Origin of the sequence: Trinickia sp. NRRL B-1857, from assembly GCF_050470685.1 — a bacterium.
Taxonomy (GTDB): Bacteria; Pseudomonadota; Gammaproteobacteria; order Burkholderiales; family Burkholderiaceae; genus Trinickia.
In genome coordinates, this window is record NZ_JBFLUK010000001.1 from 2986597 (window position 1) to 3004225 (window position 17629).

Here is a 17629-nt window from a genome sequence, read left to right on the forward strand (position 1 = left end):
AATCCGAGCATGTCGAGTGCGCGCGCGTCTCGCGCCGCGCGCCCTTTTGCTTAAGGAGCCAGACGATGCAAAACGAGAGCGCATTGCAATCCACCATCGACGCCATCGTCCAAGATGGCAAGGGCCTGCTGGCCGCCGACGAAAGCGGCGGCACGATCGCCAAGCGATTCAAGACGATCGACGTCGAATCCACCGAGGAGAATCGCCGCGCTTGGCGCGCGCTTCTGCTGTCCACGCCGGGCCTCGGCCAATACGTGAGCGGCGTCATTCTGTACGAGGAAACGCTGGGGCAGCATGCCGACGACGGCGAAGCGCTACCGAGCTTGGCTGCGCGGCAGGGCATCGTGCCGGGTATCAAGGTCGATACGGGCAAAATCGCGCTCGCGCATGCAAGCGGCGATGAAATCACGCAGGGGCTCGACGGCCTTGCCGCGCGCCTCGAGAAATACAAAGCGCAAGGGGCCCGTTTTGCGAAGTGGCGCGCCGTCTACAACGTGTCCGAGACTTTGCCGAGCCGGCTCGCCATGCAGGCGAATGCCGAATCGCTCGCGCGCTATGCCGCGATTTGCCAGGAAGCGGGCGTGGTGCCGATCGTCGAGCCGGAGGTGCTGATGGACGGGGGACACTCGATCGACCGCTGTGCGGAGGTGACCGAACGCGTATTGCACGAGGTGTTTCATGCGTTGCACCGTCATGCGGTCGTGCTCGAGCATATGCTGCTTAAGCCCAGCATGGTCCTTGCCGGCAAGGACCACGAGCGGAAAGCGAGGGTCGACGAAGTGGCCGCGCGTACCGTCGCGATCCTCGGCAGGACGGTCCCGCCGGCCGTCGCCGGGATCTATTTCTTATCGGGTGGGCAAACGCCGCAAGAAGCGAGCGCTAACCTCAATGCGATCAACCGCACCGGGCGGCGCCCATGGCCGCTCAGCTTTTCTTACGGACGCGCATTGCAAGAGCCCCCGCTTGCCGCATGGCGGGGTAAGTCCGAAAAGGTGAAGGCCGCCCAACAGGCGCTGCTCGAACGCGCGCGCTTGAATGGCGCGGCTGCGCGCGGACGCTATGACGCGAAGGAAGAAGGCCGCGCGTGACCTGTGGCGAGGACGGCGCCGGACGAAGCCGGCACCGTCGCCATTGCTCAATGCATCGCCAGTTGCACGACTTTGACGATGACGAGTCCCACCGCGATCACGAGGTAACCGCGCAGCGCACCCATCCACAGCCGGGTCGCGAACGTGAGCTTCGGTGCCGCCAATTCGTCGAGAGGCGGCATCCGCCATGTGTCGCGCAATGCGCGCTTCGCCCCATCGGACATTTCATCGGCCGGGCCCGCGCTGTCCTGGCGCCGAAGCCATTGCGAACCGAGATAGGCGAGTACGAAAAATCCGATGCCGCCGATGAGGATCTCGACGATCGCCGTGCCGGAAATATCGGGAAACACGGTCGCGGCCGTCAGGATGATCGAGAGCACGACGAGGACGGCGATGACCGCGCCCGTGAAGAGGTTCAAGCGCTTGGAGTTGACCCAAGGTCCGAGCACGGCTTTATCGTTGCACAGCAGCAGCAAGAATACCGTGGCGCTCGGCAGCAAGACGCCGGCGAGCGTTTGCACAGCTTCGGTCAAGAGGCCGAGCGGGCTGCCCGGCATCAGCACGAGCGCGGCGGCGAGCGCCACGATACCGAAGTAGACGAGGTAAAAGCCTTTGGCGTCGAGCACGCTACGATGCAGCGAATGACGGATGCCGAACACGTCGCCGATCGCATAGGCGGTCGACAACGAGACGGCGGCCGCGCCGATGATCGACGCATCGAGCAATGCCACCGCGAAGATCGTGGCCGAGGTCTCGCCGACGTATCGATGCAGGCCCGAGATGACGGCGCGCGCATCGGTGAATTGACCGAACTCGGCGCGGCCGTGGAACAGCGCGGCCGTGAAAGCCATCATGGCCACGGCGCCGACGATGACGAAGCCGATCCCGAGCCACAGGTCGATCTTTTCGTACTTCATGAAGCGCGGCGTAATGCGCTTATCGATGACGTAGCTTTGCTGGAAGAACAACTGCCACGGCGCGACCGTCGTGCCGACGATGCCGATGACGAGCAGCATGACGTCGGAAAGCTTCGAATGCGCGGGCCAGCTCGGCACGGCGAAGTCGCGAGCAATCACTGCGACCGGCGGGTGCACGGAGACGAGCACCGGCACGAGCAAGAGGCTCAACAAGCAGAGCACGATCGCAAAGCGCTCGAAGCGCCGGAAGTCGCCCGTGCTGACAGCAGCCATCGTCAATACCGCCGCGATGCACACGCCGAGCACCTTCGATACGCCGAGGAAGTCGAGTGCGAACGTGATGCCGATGAATTCGGTGACGATCGTCAGCGCGTTCAGCAGGAATAGATCGATGACGCTGAAAGCGCCCCAGAACTTGCCGAAACGCTGAAAGATCAGCCGCGCATGGCCAACACCCGTCACGGCGCCTAAACGCAGCACCATTTCTTGGTTGACGTAGAGCACGGGGATCAACAGCGCGAGCGTCCATAAGAGCGTCGTGCCGTAGTTTTGGCCTGCTTGCGTGTAGGTGCCGAAGGCGCCGGCGTCGTTATCGCCGACCATGACGATGAGCCCCGGGCCAAGAATGGCGAGCAGGGTGCGCAGGCGCGCCGACCAATTGCGGCGGGGGGCCGTGTCGTGATGGGCGATCGTGCCGAAGGCCCCTTTGATGTCGCCGATGTGGGCGTCGTCGAGCACGGCGCTACGTGCGGACGAGACGTTTGCTGGCGTGGACATAGGTCTTTATTCCTTAGCGATGCTTTTTTTGTATTCGTCGTGCGGCTCGGGCCGCCGGCCATCGGCCGGTCGAACCCGTGCTCTCGAGGGCGTCGTCAGTGCGCGCGCATGCGCATCGGCAGCGTGCGAAGCCAGGCGAGGCAGCGCGCTGCGCCCGAGAGGCGCGTTGCCCGCGCAAGCGGGTCGGGATAGTGGCCGCGCGCGTCGTTCAAATGCGGCAGTTGCGAGACGAGGAGGGCGAAGTGCATGGCGATTCCTTCCATTTGCATCGTTGAAACCGGATCGAGGCGGCCTGATCGCTTGCTGCCGTGCCGGTTTCCGCTCGCCTGCGCCGTTATCGGCAGGATCAGGCGGGAAGGAACGCAGGTGGCCGCGGTTCAGGCGGTGCGTGCGGCGTGCGTGGCACGCCTTGTCGTAGATCGACTAGGGTCGGGGTCGGTCATCGAGGACTCCTTTCTCGCAAGGTCCGCACGCGAGGCGCGTACGAACGTGTTCATCGGCACGGCCGGCGCATGGCTTTAGGCCATGCACGCGGCCGGTGCTTTAGTGAGGCGTCGCGCGCAAACGCGGCGCGCGGCGACGAACCGTCGGCGGCCCGCTGTGCGCGAAAACGAACGCAAAGCGGCAACCGAACGGCACGGTGGCCATTCGAAATCGATGCGCGAAAAAGCTAGGAAGTGACTGCGATGCGCACCGTCTGCCTATTGGCTGGACGGCGGCTAAAGGAAGAATTCAGCTGACGTCGTGCCGATCAGGCGGAAACACTGTTCGAAGGTCGACTACTGCAACTGTCCAAGGCATATGCCCCACTTGTGGAATTGATGAAATTTTAGTTGTCGCGTCTGACGGGCGTCAACCCGCGATTTTGATCCAAGTAAAAATATTTGCGCTCGTCCGTGGGCTAGCGTGCACCTCGCTCGCGATTCCTTGGGGCAGGGGGCATCGCCGCATCGGCCTGCTGCCGCCAAGTGTCAGATGGGCGCAACAACATCGGCGCATGATGCGGGCCATCGCGTTCGACGGGCGGCACATTTCGCGAATCGGAGGTCCCGTTTCGCTCGGACGTGAATGAGATTGCGCTTGCATCGCCAAAATAGGTGCGCATAGAATCCGCCCTGTTTTAGTTCTGAGGAGAGTCCCTCGTGGACGCAGGCTCTTGTAGTCGATCTCGTTCGCCGGCCCATGCCGGCAACACATTCGCAATCGCGCGTTAGCCACGCCGGATCTCCCGTGCCGCTGACTCGCATTGCCGGGTCAGCGCGCTTTCAATCGGACCGTCCCTAGGACGTTCCGTCGGTCGCACGCTCCAATCGTTACGAATGACCGCCGCGCTTGTACGAGCGCGAGCTTGATGTCGTTCATATAGCTCGTCCGGCGCGAATCCGGACGAACGGGGGCTTTATGGATATCGATCGTTTCTTGCGCGTGTCGCGCGCCTATCTCGGCCTACCGGCCGATCTTCAATCGTCGGACGATGCGGCGGCGTTTTCGCCGCGCGCCATCCACCCTGCCACGGCCATGCTCGCCGCGCTTGCGATCGCGGGCGGTGCCTCTGCGCAGGCAAACGCGCAAGCGGCGCCCGCCGAGGGCGCGAGCGCACTGAGCGATGCGGCGCCGACAGGACTATGGGACCGCCCGACCCTGCTGGGCGGCATAGGCGGCGTGCGGCCTTGGCTAGACGATCACGGCATCACGTTCACCTTGCAGGAGACGAGCGAGCTGATGGGCAACGTCTCCGGCGGAACGCGGCGCGGCCTCGCCTACGATGGCGCGACGCAGTTCGGTTTGAGCGTCGATATGGGCAAGGCGCTTGGGCTGTCGGGCGGGCAGTTTTTCGTCGATGCCTTGCAGATTCACGGGCGAGGGATCACGGCGTCGCATTTGTCGACGCTGCAAAGCGCAAGCGGCGTCGAAGCCGAGGCGACCACGCGACTCTGGGAGCTCTGGTACCGGCAGTCGTTCGGCGATGCGTGGGACGTCAAGGTCGGCCAGCAAAGTCTCGATCAGGAGTTCATCGTCAGCCAGTACGCGAACACGTTCTTGAATGCGACGTTCGGCTGGCCTGTGCTGCCTGCCGCCGATCTACCGGCGGGCGGGCCGGCGTATCCGCTTTCGTCGCTGGGCGTGCGCGCCCGCTACAAGCTCGGCGATGCGGTGACGATCCTCGGCGGCGTCTTCGACAGCAATCCCGCACCCGGCAACGGCGATCCGCAGCGGTTGAACGGTAGCGGCACGCGCTTCAACGTGCACGACGGGCTACTCGCTATCGGCGAAATGCAGTATGAGATCGGCCAACAGCCGGCGGCCGGGGCGCCATCTGCCGCCGGGGTGTTGCCGGGTACCTACAAGATCGGCTTTTGGTACAGCAACGCGCGCTTCGCCGATCAGCGCGAAGGCACGGACGGCCTGTCGCTCGCCGATCCGGCGTCGAACGGCCAGCCGCGCATGCGGCACGGCAATTTCAGCCTTTATGCCGTAGCGGATCAAATGGTTTGGCGACCGAACCCCGACTCGGCACGCTCGATCGGTGTGTTCGCGCGCTTGATGGGGGCACCGGGCGATCGCAACGCCGTGGATTTCAGCGCCAATGCGGGCGTGGTTCTAAAGGCGCCGTTCGCTGGCCGCGACAACGACTCCGTAGGGCTTGCGCTCGGCTATGCCGACGTCGGCTCTCATGCGAGCGCCTTCGATCGCGACACGGCGGCCGCCGGGACGCCGGGCTATCCCGTGCGTACCGCCGAAACGGTCTTGGAGGCGACCTATCAATACCAGGTCGCGCCCTGGTGGGTCGTGCAGGCGGATCTACAGTATTTCTTCCGCCCGGGCGGCGGCGTGCCCAATCCGAGCGCGGGTGGCGCGCGTATCGGCAATGAAGCCGTGGGTGGCGTTAGGACGGTTTTGACGTTCTGACGTCGGGGTCTTCTTGTCGCGGCTCGGTGTCGCGCGCGCGATGTTCGGGGACCAGCGAATCGATCAACGTGCGCATGCGTCTCCAGTGCGAGCCTTCCCAAAAGACGCGCCGGCAAACGTCGCAGGTGACGAACTGCGAGTGGCGCTCGAGTACGCCTTCGGGCGCGCGACCGAGCGCTTGCGCTTTGTCGATGCGCCGCAGCGGGGCGTTACATGACAGGCACAGCCGGAACGCATGGATGGCGCCGGCCAAATCGAGCCGATCGATGATCTCGCGCAACTGCGCCTGCGGCTTGAGCGCTCTGACGTAGCAGCCGTGCGTGATCGTCCGGCGTTTGAGCAGCTCGCGATCGCGCGTGAGAACGATGCGCGCTTGCTCCATCGCGAGCGCCTCGATTTCGGCGTCGGCGAAATGATTGTCGTACAGCGTATCGAAGCCGGCCAGGCGCAGCAGTTGCGCGAGTCCGCCAAGATGGGCGTCGGCGATGAATTTCACGGTACGCAGCGGACGCTCGCGCACGCGTAGCAGCGGCGAGATATCGAGCGCTTCGAATTTCGGATAGACGGCGACGCGATCGCCGTCTTCGAGCACGCGGTCGAAGCCGACCGATTCGCCGTTGACGACGATGAGTTCGACCTCGGTGTGCGGCACGCCGAGCGCCTCGATCATGTGTTTGGTCGTGGCGCTGTGCGCGCAGGCGCAATCGAAGGCGCGAGCGCGGAGCGGCCGGGCGAGAAAATCGTTCAGCTCTTCGTAAAACCGGAACGTGGCGGTGACGGTCGGCATGACGCGAGTATGGCACCGCAGGCGGTAAAGCGTGCGTGGCTGCCGGCACGTTCTTTTCACTCGTGCTCTACTTCCGACTTTTGAGCGAAGCGAAGGAGCGAGTCAATGGATATCGGCTTTATCGGCCTTGGCAATATGGGCCATGCGATCGTCGAAAACATGCTGAAAGCCGGACATGGGGTGCGCGTGTGGAACCGCACGCGCGAGCGCGCGCAGCCGCTCGCATCGCTCGGAGCAACCATCGTCGACGAGCCCTCGGCCGCGTTCGCCGGCGATGCCGTTTTCTCGATGCTGGCGGACGATGCCGCCATGACGCGCGTCATCGATGCGGCGCTGCTCGATTCGGCGCCGCGCGGCCTAGTGCACGTGAACATGGCGACCGTCTCGGTGGCGTTGGCCGAGACGATGGCACGCGAGCACGCCTCGCGCGGGATTCATTACGTCGCCGCGCCCGTCATGGGCCGGCCCGACGTGGCCGCGGCCGGCAAGCTGACGATCATGGCCGCCGGCCCAGCGGAGGCTATCGACCGCGTTCAGCCCATCTTCGATGTGATCGGACAAAAGACTTGCCGGATCGGCTCGCTTGCCCAGCATGCGAACGTGATCAAGCTGGCGGCGAATTTCACGCTCGCATCGGCGATCGAGGCGTTGGGCGAGGCGTCGTCGCTGTTGGCCGCTTATGGCGTTGCGATGACCGACTATCTCGACGTCATTACCTCGAGCGCATTCCCTGGCCCCGTTTATGCCGGGTACGGCAAGCTGATCGCCGAGCGGCGCTATGAACCCGCGCTGTTCAAAGCCTCGCTCGGGCTCAAGGATGTCCGGCTGGCCATGGCGGCGGCGGAGGCCGTATCGACGCCGATGCCGCTCGCGAGCCTCGTGCGAGACAATCTCGTCGAGGTCATGGCTCGCGGCGAGGGCGAGAAGGACTTCGCCGTGCTCGGCGAAGTCGCGGCGCGACGCGCGGGGCGCTGACGACGGTTCGTCGGCTGCACGGTCGAAGGGCCGACGGGTATGCAGCTACGAATCTTCGTAGAAAATGCACGGCAAATGCCAACGGCATACGTGAGTCGGCGATCGAGCGCATAATCGCCGACTCACGTCTTTACCGGAGGCTTTGCGTCATGAATCTGCATACGTGGTGGCTGTTCGTCGCTACCGTCTTCGTCGTCTGCGCCATTCCCGGTCCGAACATGCTCGTCGTGATGACGGCTAGCGCACAGCATACGATTCGCCGTGCCAGCGCCACGATGGCCGGCTGTTTGTCGGCGCTCGTCTTGATGCTCTCGATCTCCGCCGCGGGGCTGGGCGTATTTCTGAAGGCGTGGCCGACGATGTTCGACGCTTTGCGACTGATTGGCGCGGCGTACCTGATTTATCTTGGCGTGAAGTCTTGGCGAGCCAAAGTCGACGATGGCGCGAACGCGGCGGCGCAAGAGCCGTCGACCCGGCCGGCGCGTTCGCTCGGCGCGCTTTATCGCAACGGCTTTCTCGTCGCGAGCAGCAATCCGAAGGCGATCCTGTTCGCCGCAGCGCTGTTGCCCCAATTCATCGATGCATCCAAGGCGACGCTGCCGCAATTCGGCGTCCTCGTCGTGACGTTCGCCGTGATCGAGGTGAGTTGGTATCTCGTCTACGCGATTTGCGGGGCGCGGATCGGCTCGACGCTCAAAAGCGGGCGCGTCGCACGCGCATTCAATCGGTTGACGGGCGGCGTGTTCGTCGGGTTCGGCGCGATGATGGCGCTCGTGCGGCACTGAACGCCGGTTGTTGCAGGCTAAATAAGAAGGGGGCGACGCAGCCGATGCGTCGCCCCCTTTTTTCGTGCGGCCGAGATTCGTTAGGACACCCAATCGTCGTAGCGAACCCGGTGCCGTCCGATCAATACGCGAAGTAGGGGCCGGCGCCGCCCGGGGTGGACTGCTGCTCAATGGCCGTGTAGACGTTGCGGCCGTAGAAGAACGGCAATCCCCAGTCGAAATCTTGCGAGCCGACGAACGCGGGACCGGCGAATAAGGGCATCGCCGCGCCGCCGCCCGATGCCTGCCAAATCTGCGCGGCGTTGCCGACGCTGAAGCTGACGGTGCTGGTCTGACCGTTACTGCCGGTGTTGACGGCGCTCAATTGCTCGGTGCCGCTCGGACAGTAGTACGCCTGGTCGGGGCTCGCGCATGCCGACATCAAATTGGTGTCGAAAAACAGCCCCGTCGAGCCGCTGTCGATGAAACCGCGCGTGTAAGTCGTGCCGTTTTGCGTCGTCGTGAACACGCCGCGGATGGGATCGACGGCGACGACCTGCGCCGTCGCGAGCCCATTGTTGCTCTGCGTGCCGATCCCGAAAATGAGCTGTCCGCTTACGCTCGCCGCGCTGCCGCCCGGTACGGCGGGCAAGCTGACGATGACGCCGTTGCCGTCCGTCCCGAAATAAGGCACCGGATTGGCGACTTGCAATGATTCGGCCACGGCCGTCGATGTGCAGTTCGTGCCGGAGCAAGTGTAATAAGTGCCGGCGATCGGTTGTGTTGCGCACGCGGCCCCGCAGTCGTGCTTGAACACGCCGATGCCGAGGATGCCGTTGGCGGCGAGCGCGCTCGCCGTGTTGCGGGGGGCGCCCACATTGGCGCAGGTGCCCGGTACGGCTGCGTAGTTCGGATCGATGACTTGAATCGGCAGCGATTGCGCGCGCTCGCCGCCGATTTGAACGTCGGCTTGGCGCACCGAGCCCCAGGTGTAGCCGTCGTAGAACTGCATGCATTCCGCGAGGGCGCCGCCGTTGCCGTTCGTTTGCTGCGGGAGGGCCACCGAGGCGGGCAGTTGCGACGCGAATACGCGCAGGCCCCACGAGCCCGTGTCGACGAGGACATGGTCGATCGTTTGGCAATTGCCGGTGCCGGGTGCGCAGACCGTCACGCTCACGAACGGCATGTTGGGTACGCCCGATACGCCCTGGTCGACGGTGATCGTCGCGACATTGGCGGCCGGCGCCGGCGCTGCCGACGGAGAGGCGGACGTGTTGCTGATCGAGCCGGACGCGGAGTCGGAACCCCCACCGCCCCCGCCGCATGCGGCGATTGAACAGGCGATGAACCAGGCTGTGGCCAGCTTGACGATTCTTGACGTGCTCAAGCGAATCATCGTTCGTCCCCCCTTAGCGCACCGCACCGGCATCGACGCCGGCGGGCAGAGCGTGAGGTAGGTAGGCCCGCCCGGAGAAGGCGCGCAGATGTCCGCCCGAGTAGACGACGAGGTCGTCGGCCGACACCGCGAGCGGACCGCCGCCGCGCGTCGGATTCGCGCCGGCGAAGCGATCGAACGCGGTGCCCAGCGTCGTTTTTAGATCCGGGAGCGTAGGCCCTTCCCAGGCGACGCCGAAGACGATGCCGTCCGCCCCGACGTACTCGCGCACGACGGTGCCCGAAGGCAGCGTGATGGTGTGGACGGTGTAGGGGCCTTGCACGATGCTTGCGTGGGCTACTGCCGTGAGACGCGTGGCGTCCGTGGCGACACTGGCGACGTGCTGGCCGAGCGTGGCCAGGGCGTCGGGGGCGGCGATCAGGCTTGCCGCGGCGAGCGCGGCAGCCATTGCGCTCGAGAAGAGATGCGATTTCACTGCGTTTCCTTCGTTCTAGATGCACCGGCGAGACGGCCTCGAGGGGGCGTCGCACCGACGGGCAGTGGCCCGCCCAGCCGGCGTCGCGCGAGCAATGCCGTAACCAGTGCGTTGAACGGACGCGCGGCGCCGAACTTTAGGCCTCGGTCATTGCTTTTCGCGGAGGGCTAGGCGGCGGTGAGGGCAATGTGAGGACGCGAGCGTAGCGACGTCGCGTTTCAATGAGGGAGCGAAGGCCGCATGGGATAAGGCTGAGGCCGTTGTCGAGCGGCGTTGGCGCGTTTAAATCGGACGGATGACGCGACGCCTTGTCGCGTTGCTGAAAAAAATTTTGCGTATGTCAGCAGAAACCCTTATTTTTAATCGAGTGCTGAAGTTGGTCTCCAAACGCTCGTTTAACTGGGATGTGACGATATCCGTGTCAACGCGAAAGATCATAGGCAGTTCGAGCCGGGTGCGCCCGGCGGGCTCGATAGGCACTGTGCAACGAGGATGAAGCAATGAAATCCGATGGGTACGGCGCGCAAGGGACGGTCGCGAACGAAACGGACGAACGCGGCGGAGCAACCGGATGGCACGATCATGCGGGCGGTCGCGACGCGTGCGCGGCGCCCGCTGCGGCTTGTCATCGCAAGAAGGTGCTCATCGCGGATCGCGACGACACCGCTCGCCGAATGCTGGTCAATCTGGTCGAAAGTCTGGGCTACGAAGCCGTCGCGGCGAAGGGCGTCGAGGAAGCACTCGAGTTGGCCCGCCGGCTGCCGCCCGATGCGGCCTTGATCGACGTCGGCGCGCCGATGCTCGACGGCTTGTCCGCGGCACGCGCGTTGCGTGAGTTGGGTGGACAATCCGCATTGCTACTGATTGCGCTCACCGGATGGGGCCAGCCGCAGTATCGCGACATGGCGCTGGCCGCCGGCTTCGATGTACACCTGGTGAAGCCGGTCGGCGTCGATCAATTGGGCTTTTTGCTTTCGTTGACGCTCGTATGACGGAACGGTCTTTTAGCGCAAACGTGTTGCGTGTAGGCAACGCGGTCGAGGCGGGTCAATAGGGTCTGTTGCATCGCATCAAACGGTTTGCTAGAGTGAAAGTGTCTCCTCCATGTCTCCTCTGATATGGATTCAGCCCGCCCTTTAGGCGGGCTTTTTTTTGCCTAGAACTTGTACGACACCGCCACGTAGGTGATGAGCGGATCGGCCGTCAGTTGCGCTTTCGTCGTGCCGAGCAATGTGCCGTCGGCGGCACGCACGTAGACGGTCGACATCGTCTTGAGCGGAATGTAGGTGAGCGACGCGTTTACGCCCCAGTGTTGCGTGAAGTCGTAGGACGCACCGACATTGAATACGGGTGCCCATGAGGGCGACGCCTTGGCCGATACGCTCGTCACGCCGGGCCGCGCCGCGCCCGCGGCGAGCACCGAACCGAGATTGTTCTGAGTCGAGGTGACGAAGTTCGGATTGAGTTCGATGTTCGTGAAGAAGTTGTACGACACCCCCACGCCGACGAACGGCCGAAACTTCGCCGTCGGCGCGTTGAAGTAGTACTGGATCATCATCGCCGGACTCCATTGGCGCACGCTCTTCACGATCGGTTCGTTAGCGGGATCGTCGAGATTCTCGGTGCCGAGCGCCCCGGCGGGCCCCGGCGGCACGATCGCGCCGCGCCCTTTTAGCTTGAAAGTCGGCGGCACGCCGGCAACGGTCGTCAGTGCGATGTGGTCGGTCAGAAAGTGACTGATGACGAGCCCAAGGGTGTCGGCGTTCGTCGTCGACAGTCCGGTACCTTCCGAGGTGAACGCGCTCGGCAGCCGTAGCGGCGTATCGATCGGCTGCGGCGTGACGTAAGTCGTCATGGGCGTGCTCGAGTCTTGCGGCATGACGTGAAACCAGCCGAGCGTGACGACGTTATCGCCCGCGTGCTGAGCGTGCGCGCTGCCGGCGAACGCGAGCGATAACGCCGCGCACGCGGCGGCACGTGTTTTCTTATCCATGTTTCCTCCCTGTCTGCCTTTTTTTGTGCGATCGCGCGCTTGTCCCTGCTTGCCTCGCCTGAGTCGGCAAGGAGGGACAAGACGATGCGAGCGTCGATGCGAAGCCGTGCGCGTGCGTTATTGGACGAACGCGTTGATCGTGAAATAAGGCGATGAATTCTCGTTGTAGAGATAGCCGAACACGCCACCGGTGAAGACGAGCTTGCCCGTCGCCGTGTTCGACGACGCGTCATGGACGGCCGAGGTGACCACGCCCGGCACGGCGTTCGCGAAGCTCAGATCGAGCGGTGTCGCAAGTGAGGCATTGGACGGCTGATACGGGTCGAGCATCGTCGCTTCGGTTCCTTCGAGGGCAGTTGCCCGGTAGGCGAACTGGCTATCGACGCCGATGTATTGGCCGTTTTGCGTATCGACGGCGATCGGCGTTTGCGGCCCGAGAATGGAGATGCCGGACTCGTCGTCGGCCTGGAACGTCGAAGGATTCGCATAGCCGGTACGGATCAGGATCGGTACCAACTGATTGCGCAGCTTGCCGACGATCATGAAGCCCTTGCCGGCGGGCGCGACCGCGTTGGTCGGCTTGGCCTGGCTTTGGAACGAATCGGTTTCGAAGGCCCCGCTGCCGTCGCTGGACTGCACCCAGTTGGTCCCCGCTTGCTGCGTCTTGCCGGCGTTGACGCCGACGTTGTCCGTCTCGCTCCAGGTGCCGTCCGCATGGATCGCGATGGTGGCGTCGACGGGCACCGTCGCGTAGTTCTGCGACGGAATGATGTGATAGCCGATCTGGTTGTAGGTACCGGCCACATTGGCGAGGTTCGTCTCGAGCGACGAGAAGCCGATGAACGGGAAGTACGGAAACTTATTGTCGGGCACGGCGCCGAATCCGGCGATGCCGTTGTACTGAATCTCCTTGCCCGGGATCGTGCCGCCGAGCACGCCTTCACCGACAAAGATGCGGGCCGGCTTGTTCGGATCGAGGCTCGCGCCTTGCAGGTAGTACGCGCATTCGTTCTGCTTTTGCGTCGGCAGCAGCGTTTCGGGCGCGAGCGTACCGCTTTGGGTAGTACCCGCGCGCGAGGGGGTGACGGTACCGGTGCTTGCGGGGATGGCCGATTCGACGTATGTCACTTGCCACGTCATCTTCGTCGTGTCGATCTGCATCTTCGCGAGTTCGCCGTCGCCGCCGCCGCCCGTGAAGACGGTGCCGTAATCGAGCGAGGCGGGGCAGAGCCGATCGACGGCTGCGGCCGAATTACCGGCGGCGCCGCCACCGCCGCCACCGCCGCCGCCGCCACCACCGCATGCGGATAAGAATGGCGCAACGAGCGCCAGCGCAAAAAGGGCGTTCCGGGTCATGACGTTCCTCCATTGGCTTTATCGTTATCGGGCTGCCGGCTCCCTGTCGGCTGCCGCTTGATTTAGTTCGTTGTACTAACCGATTGTTTGTTAGGCGTTCTCCTGCGGGATGGGGGTGGGACATAAGCATGCACATTTGAGGACGGCGCGCATGCGGCGTATCGAACGACAGCGATCGATCGGGGAGAGGGCTAGCGGCGCGCCGGCATACGGCGGCCGAGCTTGGGCGCGGGTCGAACCCAGGCGCGCAGGCGGCAATAGCGCGTCGGCGGCAGTCGCGTCGCGCGCGATGGAACGGCGTCGAGTGCGCCGTCCGTCTCCCTGATCCATCTAGTTATGCGGACTAATTTCGTCTCGCATTTTTCGGCTGTCAATTGACAAAGCCGTCTAAAAAGCTCGATTCAAAAATCGCGATTGCAATGAGAATGAGGCCTGAAAAGGCCAGCGAGGCGACATTGAAACAAAAAACGCGTTTCAAGCGCTCGCCTGCAAAGTGCCGCTTCGCGCGAGCCTGCACGATGTTTGCAAGGCGGCGCGCAGGGCGTTTATGGCGGCTCGATCGGCGTTTGATCGGATGATTGCGGCAGCAATTGCCGCGTATAAGAAAAAAGCCGGCTTCAAAAGCCGGCTTTCATTTTGCATTCGATTTACGATGCAAGGCGTATCAGCGTTGCAATCCCGTCTGCTCATCGGCACCGATGGCGAGATTCATACATTGGATGGCCGCGCCCGATGCGCCCTTGCCGAGATTGTCGAGCCGCGCAACCGTCACGAAACGCTCCTCGCTGCCGAAGACGAACAAGTCCACACGATTCGTATCGTTGTTCGCTTGGACGTCGAAGAAGCCGTCGTCGAGATTGTCTTGTTCGTCGAACGGCGCTACGCGCACGAACGCTTCGCCCTCGTAGTACTCGGCGAAAAGCGCCTGTACGTCGCGCGGGCCCACGCGCTTGCCGAGTTGCTCGGGCGTGAAGTAGGTCGTGACGGCCAGCCCCTTGTAGAACGGGCCGACGATCGGCGTGAAGATGGGGGCGCGCGCAAGTCCCGTGTGCGCCGCCATTTCGGGCAGATGCTTGTGGCCGAGCGCGAGCGCATAGGCACGCGGGCTTTGGAGTTTGGGATTGGGCTGAGCGGCCTCGTAATCGGCGATCATCTTCTTGCCGCCGCCGCTGTACCCGGTGATCGAGTAGGCGTGGGCTGCGAAATCGGGCGTGACGAAGCCGGCCTCGACGAGCGGGCGCATGGCCAGCACGAAGGCCGACGCATGGCAGCCCGGCACGGCGATTCGCTTGGCCGTGCGCAGCCGTTCGCGCTGCGCGCCCATGAGCTCGGGCAGGCCGTAGGCCCAATCGGCGTGGGTGCGAAAGGCCGTGCTTGCGTCGATCAGCACCGTGTGGCCGTTTTCGACGAGGCCGGCCGATTCGCGCGAGGCGACATCGGGCAGGCAGAGGAACGTGACGTCCGACGCGTTGATCAACCGGCGGCGCTCGTCCAAGTCCTTGCGCTTCGCCTCCTCGATCCGGAGCACTTCGACGTCGGTCCGGCGCGACAGGTACTCGAAAATCTTCAGACCCGTGGTGCCTTCCTGTCCGTCGACAAAAACCTTCGTGCTCATTTCGATCTCGCTATGTGGCCGGTGAAAGAGCGCCGCAGCAACGGCGCCAAAGCCATGATTTTACGGGTTGTTAATCGACATTGCTGTGAAAATTCGTTGCGACGCCGTACGTTGCCGGAAGAAGCGGCCGGCGCTCGGCGCTCAGCGTTGATAGGTGACGGTCAAGCTGGCTTTCGCGAGGAGAGCCGTATTGATCTCGTGATCGAACATGAGTGCGTGTCGCCCCGTCGCGAGCCGCAGATCGGCCGTGTTCAGCGCGAATACGGTCACGATGTAGCGATGCGGCTTGCCGGGCGGCGGGCAAGGACCGCCGTACCCGACGTCGCCCCAGTCGTTGCGCGCTTGCATCGCCCCGATCGTGTCGAGGTAGCCCGAGCCGCTCGCGTTCGCCGGTAGCGCCGTCACGTTCGGCGGAATGCCGGCTACGGCCCAGTGCCACCAGCCGGGGCCCGGGGCGTCGACGTCGAAGATCGTGACGGCGAAACTCTTCGTGCCGGCCGGCGCGTTGCGCCACGACAGCTGCGGCGAGGTATTGCCGCCCTTGCATTCGCCGTGGTCATAGACCTGGGCTTTGCCGATCGCGGCGCCGTCGTGCAAGTCGCTGCTCGTCACGGAGAAAGCCCCTTGCGCCGCGGCTTGACCCGCGTTCGCGGTGAGCCAAACGGCGAAAAGGGCGGCGATGGCCAGCGCCACACCCTTGGACGAGCACATGAGCAAAACGGATCCGACGAGTTCGCGATAGCTGCGCATGAACCGATCTCTTCTCCGGGAGGGACCTCGTTACGGCCGAATATTTGCCGACATCGCGTCGCGTTGCGTAAGTCAGTCTAACATCGGCCGCTACGCCACCGTTGCGGCCGAAAGCCCGACGCCGTTACGCGGCATGCGGCGCTCGGTGTGCGGACAAACCACGCTTCGTGCATTCACGGCCGGTGGGCAATCGGCCGAATGCATCGATATTTCGCATCGGTACCTGCCTTATGAGCTCAATCGTTTCGCGTTTTCCCACGGGCTGCGCGCCGCCGCTGCGCCGCACCCGCGTCGTCGCCGCCGACGATCATCCTGTCATCTTGCTCGGCGTGCGCCATGCGCTCGAGGCGTTCAACGATATCGCGTTGCTCGCCCAAGCTAGGCAATCGACCGAACTCGTCGAGTCGCTCCAGCGCGTGCAGGCCGACGTGATCGTGACCGACCTGTCGATGCCATCCGGCCAGTACGGCGACGGCCTCGCGCTGATTGGATACTTGCGGCGGCACTTTCCGACGGTTCGCATCGTCGTTCTGACGATGCTCGGCAACGGCGCGCTATTGCGGAGATTATTCGAGGCGGGCGTCTCGGCTGTCGTCGGCAAAGGCGACGATCTGGCCCATATCGGACTCGCCGTGCGCCATGCCATGCGCGACGTTCGCTACGTGAGTCCTTCGTTGCGCGCGGTGCTCGAGCATAGCGGCGCGCGCGATGGCCGGGCCACGGGAGCGCCTCTATTGTCGCCGCGCGAGATCGAGGTGCTGCGGCTGTTCGCGTCGGGCTTGAGCGTCAGCGAAATCGGCACGCGGCTCAATCGCAGCGTGAAGACGGTCAGCTCGCACAAGGTGGCGGCGCTGCGAAAGCTCGGTGTCGCGGGCGACGCCGAGTTGATCGAGTATGCGCGTGCGAACGGTCTCGCGCATAGGGCGATGACCTATGCAGAGGCGCCGGAGGAAGTCGCGGGATGCGCGGGCTTAACGCCCGCGCATCCGCGCTAGGACTGCGTTGTTGCGGCGTTGTTGCAGCGTTATTGCGGCGTGGACGTCGCGCCGCCGTGCGCGGCCGACCATTCGGCCGGCGCGTGCAGGAATTTCTCGACTTCGTCGAGGGTCTTCGTGTCGAAGTAGCCCGATGCCTTGGCGACGCGCAGCACATCCCACCAGGTCGCGAGCGCGTGCAGATCGACGTCGATGTCTTTCAGCACCGACACGCTTTCCTTGAAGATGTTGTAGTGGAACAGCACGAAGCAGTGGTTCACGCTCGCGCCGGCCGTACGCAGGGCATTGATGAAGTTGATCTTGCTGCGGCTGTCGGTCGTCAAGTCTTCGACGAGCAGCACGCGCGAGCCTTCTTCGAGATGACCCTCGATCTGCGCGTTGCGGCCGAAACCCTTCGGCTTTTTGCGCACGTATTGCATCGGCAGCATCATGCGGTCGGCGATCCAGGCCGCGAACGGAATGCCGGCCGTTTCTCCGCCGGCGACGGCGTCGATCTGCTCGAAGCCGACGTCGCGCAGGATCGTCGTTTCGGCCATCTCCATCAGGCCGCGGCGCACGCGCGGGTACGAAATGAGCTTGCGGCAGTCGATGTAGACCGGGCTTGCCCAGCCGGACGTGAAGATGAACGGCTTTTCGGCGTTGAAGTGCACCGCCTGCACTTCGAGCAGGATCTTGGCGGTCGTATCGGAGATCGTTTGACGATCGAAGCCTGTCATGGGCAAATCCTTGGATGTAAAGCGGGAGATGGGCGGGTTCGCCCTCGGGCGGCAGGCTGGGCTGCTGCGCGCGTAGGCGGGTATTTTACCCGAGTTCCGCGCCCGCCCCTCTGGA

Annotated in this window: 16 protein-coding genes; 6 read left to right on the forward strand and 10 right to left on the reverse strand. The window is 64.0% G+C overall.

From position 1 onward, the window contains the following. Positions 1-65 precede the first annotated feature (65 nt). The gene (locus AB1286_RS13285; RefSeq protein ID WP_430363724.1) at positions 66-1088 is read left to right on the forward strand and encodes a class I fructose-bisphosphate aldolase; all 1023 of its coding nucleotides are present in this window, start codon (positions 66-68) and stop codon (positions 1086-1088) included. A gap of 47 nt (positions 1089-1135) precedes the next feature. On the opposite strand, the gene AB1286_RS13290 is transcribed toward AB1286_RS13285, so the two are convergent. Continuing rightward, entirely contained in the window at positions 1136-2782 is a 1647-nt protein-coding gene (locus tag AB1286_RS13290) for an NRAMP family divalent metal transporter (RefSeq protein ID WP_430363725.1), read from the reverse strand. A gap of 95 nt (positions 2783-2877) precedes the next feature. Then, entirely contained in the window at positions 2878-3030 is a 153-nt protein-coding gene (locus tag AB1286_RS13295) for a hypothetical protein (protein WP_430363726.1), read from the reverse strand. Positions 3031-4183: 1153 nt separating this feature from the next. Between AB1286_RS13295 and AB1286_RS13300 the strand changes: the two genes are divergently transcribed. After that, positions 4184-5692 (forward strand): carbohydrate porin, encoded by a 1509-nt coding sequence (locus AB1286_RS13300; protein WP_430363727.1) that lies wholly within the window; start codon positions 4184-4186, stop codon positions 5690-5692. On the opposite strand, the gene AB1286_RS13305 is transcribed toward AB1286_RS13300, so the two are convergent. Next, positions 5670-6479, reverse strand: coding sequence for a Mut7-C RNAse domain-containing protein (locus AB1286_RS13305; protein WP_430363728.1), 810 nt, complete (start codon positions 6477-6479; stop codon positions 5670-5672). The genes AB1286_RS13300 and AB1286_RS13305 overlap by 23 nt on opposite strands. Before the next feature lie 105 nt (positions 6480-6584). On the opposite strand from AB1286_RS13305, the gene AB1286_RS13310 reads away from it, so the two are divergent. Both AB1286_RS13310 and AB1286_RS13315 read left to right on the forward strand, forming a co-directional pair. After that, positions 6585-7454: an NAD(P)-dependent oxidoreductase gene (locus AB1286_RS13310; protein WP_430363729.1), complete on the forward strand. Its 870-nt coding sequence runs from the start codon at positions 6585-6587 to the stop codon at positions 7452-7454. A gap of 149 nt (positions 7455-7603) precedes the next feature. Next, positions 7604-8239, forward strand: coding sequence for a LysE family translocator (locus AB1286_RS13315; RefSeq protein WP_430363730.1), 636 nt, complete (start codon positions 7604-7606; stop codon positions 8237-8239). A gap of 121 nt (positions 8240-8360) precedes the next feature. On the opposite strand, the gene AB1286_RS13320 is transcribed toward AB1286_RS13315, so the two are convergent. Further along, positions 8361-9614, reverse strand: coding sequence for a DUF3443 domain-containing protein (locus AB1286_RS13320; protein WP_430363731.1), 1254 nt, complete (start codon positions 9612-9614; stop codon positions 8361-8363). A gap of 13 nt (positions 9615-9627) precedes the next feature. Next, a complete protein-coding gene (locus AB1286_RS13325) occupies positions 9628-10089 on the reverse strand; it encodes a DUF2844 domain-containing protein (RefSeq protein ID WP_430363732.1) in 462 nt (153 codons plus the stop codon). A 500-nt stretch (positions 10090-10589) separates the two neighbouring features. Here AB1286_RS13325 and AB1286_RS13330 point away from each other — a divergent pair, with 500 nt between their 5' ends. Further along, positions 10590-11081 (forward strand): response regulator, encoded by a 492-nt coding sequence (locus tag AB1286_RS13330; protein WP_430363733.1) that lies wholly within the window; start codon positions 10590-10592, stop codon positions 11079-11081. Between the two features lie 164 nt (positions 11082-11245). Here AB1286_RS13330 and AB1286_RS13335 read toward each other — a convergent pair whose 3' ends face one another. The 4 genes from AB1286_RS13335 to AB1286_RS13350 form a co-directional block, all read right to left on the reverse strand. Then, positions 11246-12082, reverse strand: coding sequence for an OmpW/AlkL family protein (locus AB1286_RS13335; protein WP_430363734.1), 837 nt, complete (start codon positions 12080-12082; stop codon positions 11246-11248). Positions 12083-12199: 117 nt separating this feature from the next. Continuing rightward, positions 12200-13438 (reverse strand): DUF2957 domain-containing protein, encoded by a 1239-nt coding sequence (locus AB1286_RS13340; RefSeq protein ID WP_430363735.1) that lies wholly within the window; start codon positions 13436-13438, stop codon positions 12200-12202. Positions 13439-14102: 664 nt separating this feature from the next. Then, on the reverse strand, positions 14103-15053 hold the full coding sequence (gene argC / locus AB1286_RS13345) for an N-acetyl-gamma-glutamyl-phosphate reductase (RefSeq protein ID WP_430363736.1): 951 nt from the start codon (positions 15051-15053) through the stop codon (positions 14103-14105). 141 nt (positions 15054-15194) lie between these two features. Further along, positions 15195-15764 (reverse strand): YbhB/YbcL family Raf kinase inhibitor-like protein, encoded by a 570-nt coding sequence (locus tag AB1286_RS13350; protein ID WP_430365059.1) that lies wholly within the window; start codon positions 15762-15764, stop codon positions 15195-15197. Positions 15765-16033: 269 nt separating this feature from the next. Between AB1286_RS13350 and AB1286_RS13355 the strand changes: the two genes are divergently transcribed. Then, on the forward strand, positions 16034-16798 hold the full coding sequence (locus AB1286_RS13355; protein ID WP_430363737.1) for a response regulator: 765 nt from the start codon (positions 16034-16036) through the stop codon (positions 16796-16798). Positions 16799-16827: 29 nt separating this feature from the next. Here AB1286_RS13355 and AB1286_RS13360 read toward each other — a convergent pair whose 3' ends face one another. Continuing rightward, on the reverse strand, positions 16828-17514 hold the full coding sequence (locus AB1286_RS13360) for an orotate phosphoribosyltransferase (RefSeq protein ID WP_430363738.1): 687 nt from the start codon (positions 17512-17514) through the stop codon (positions 16828-16830). Positions 17515-17629: the final 115 nt, after the last annotated feature.

Excerpts from the sequence above, each read along its gene's own strand:
- AB1286_RS13285 (WP_430363724.1), top strand. The coding sequence starts at position 66 with ATGCAAAACGAGAGCGCATTGCAATCCACCATCGACGCCATCGTCCAA.
- AB1286_RS13290 (WP_430363725.1), bottom strand. The coding sequence starts at position 2,782 with ATGTCCACGCCAGCAAACGTCTCGTCCGCACGTAGCGCCGTGCTCGAC.
- AB1286_RS13295 (WP_430363726.1), bottom strand. The coding sequence starts at position 3,030 with ATGCACTTCGCCCTCCTCGTCTCGCAACTGCCGCATTTGAACGACGCG.
- AB1286_RS13300 (WP_430363727.1), top strand. The coding sequence starts at position 4,184 with ATGGATATCGATCGTTTCTTGCGCGTGTCGCGCGCCTATCTCGGCCTA.
- AB1286_RS13305 (WP_430363728.1), bottom strand. The coding sequence starts at position 6,479 with ATGCCGACCGTCACCGCCACGTTCCGGTTTTACGAAGAGCTGAACGAT.
- AB1286_RS13310 (WP_430363729.1), top strand. The coding sequence starts at position 6,585 with ATGGATATCGGCTTTATCGGCCTTGGCAATATGGGCCATGCGATCGTC.
- AB1286_RS13315 (WP_430363730.1), top strand. The coding sequence starts at position 7,604 with ATGAATCTGCATACGTGGTGGCTGTTCGTCGCTACCGTCTTCGTCGTC.
- AB1286_RS13320 (WP_430363731.1), bottom strand. The coding sequence starts at position 9,614 with ATGATTCGCTTGAGCACGTCAAGAATCGTCAAGCTGGCCACAGCCTGG.
- AB1286_RS13330 (WP_430363733.1), top strand. The coding sequence starts at position 10,590 with ATGAAATCCGATGGGTACGGCGCGCAAGGGACGGTCGCGAACGAAACG.
- AB1286_RS13335 (WP_430363734.1), bottom strand. The coding sequence starts at position 12,082 with ATGGATAAGAAAACACGTGCCGCCGCGTGCGCGGCGTTATCGCTCGCG.
- AB1286_RS13340 (WP_430363735.1), bottom strand. The coding sequence starts at position 13,438 with ATGACCCGGAACGCCCTTTTTGCGCTGGCGCTCGTTGCGCCATTCTTA.
- argC (WP_430363736.1), bottom strand. The coding sequence starts at position 15,053 with ATGAGCACGAAGGTTTTTGTCGACGGACAGGAAGGCACCACGGGTCTG.
- AB1286_RS13350 (WP_430365059.1), bottom strand. The coding sequence starts at position 15,764 with ATGTGCTCGTCCAAGGGTGTGGCGCTGGCCATCGCCGCCCTTTTCGCC.
- AB1286_RS13355 (WP_430363737.1), top strand. The coding sequence starts at position 16,034 with ATGAGCTCAATCGTTTCGCGTTTTCCCACGGGCTGCGCGCCGCCGCTG.
- AB1286_RS13360 (WP_430363738.1), bottom strand. The coding sequence starts at position 17,514 with ATGACAGGCTTCGATCGTCAAACGATCTCCGATACGACCGCCAAGATC.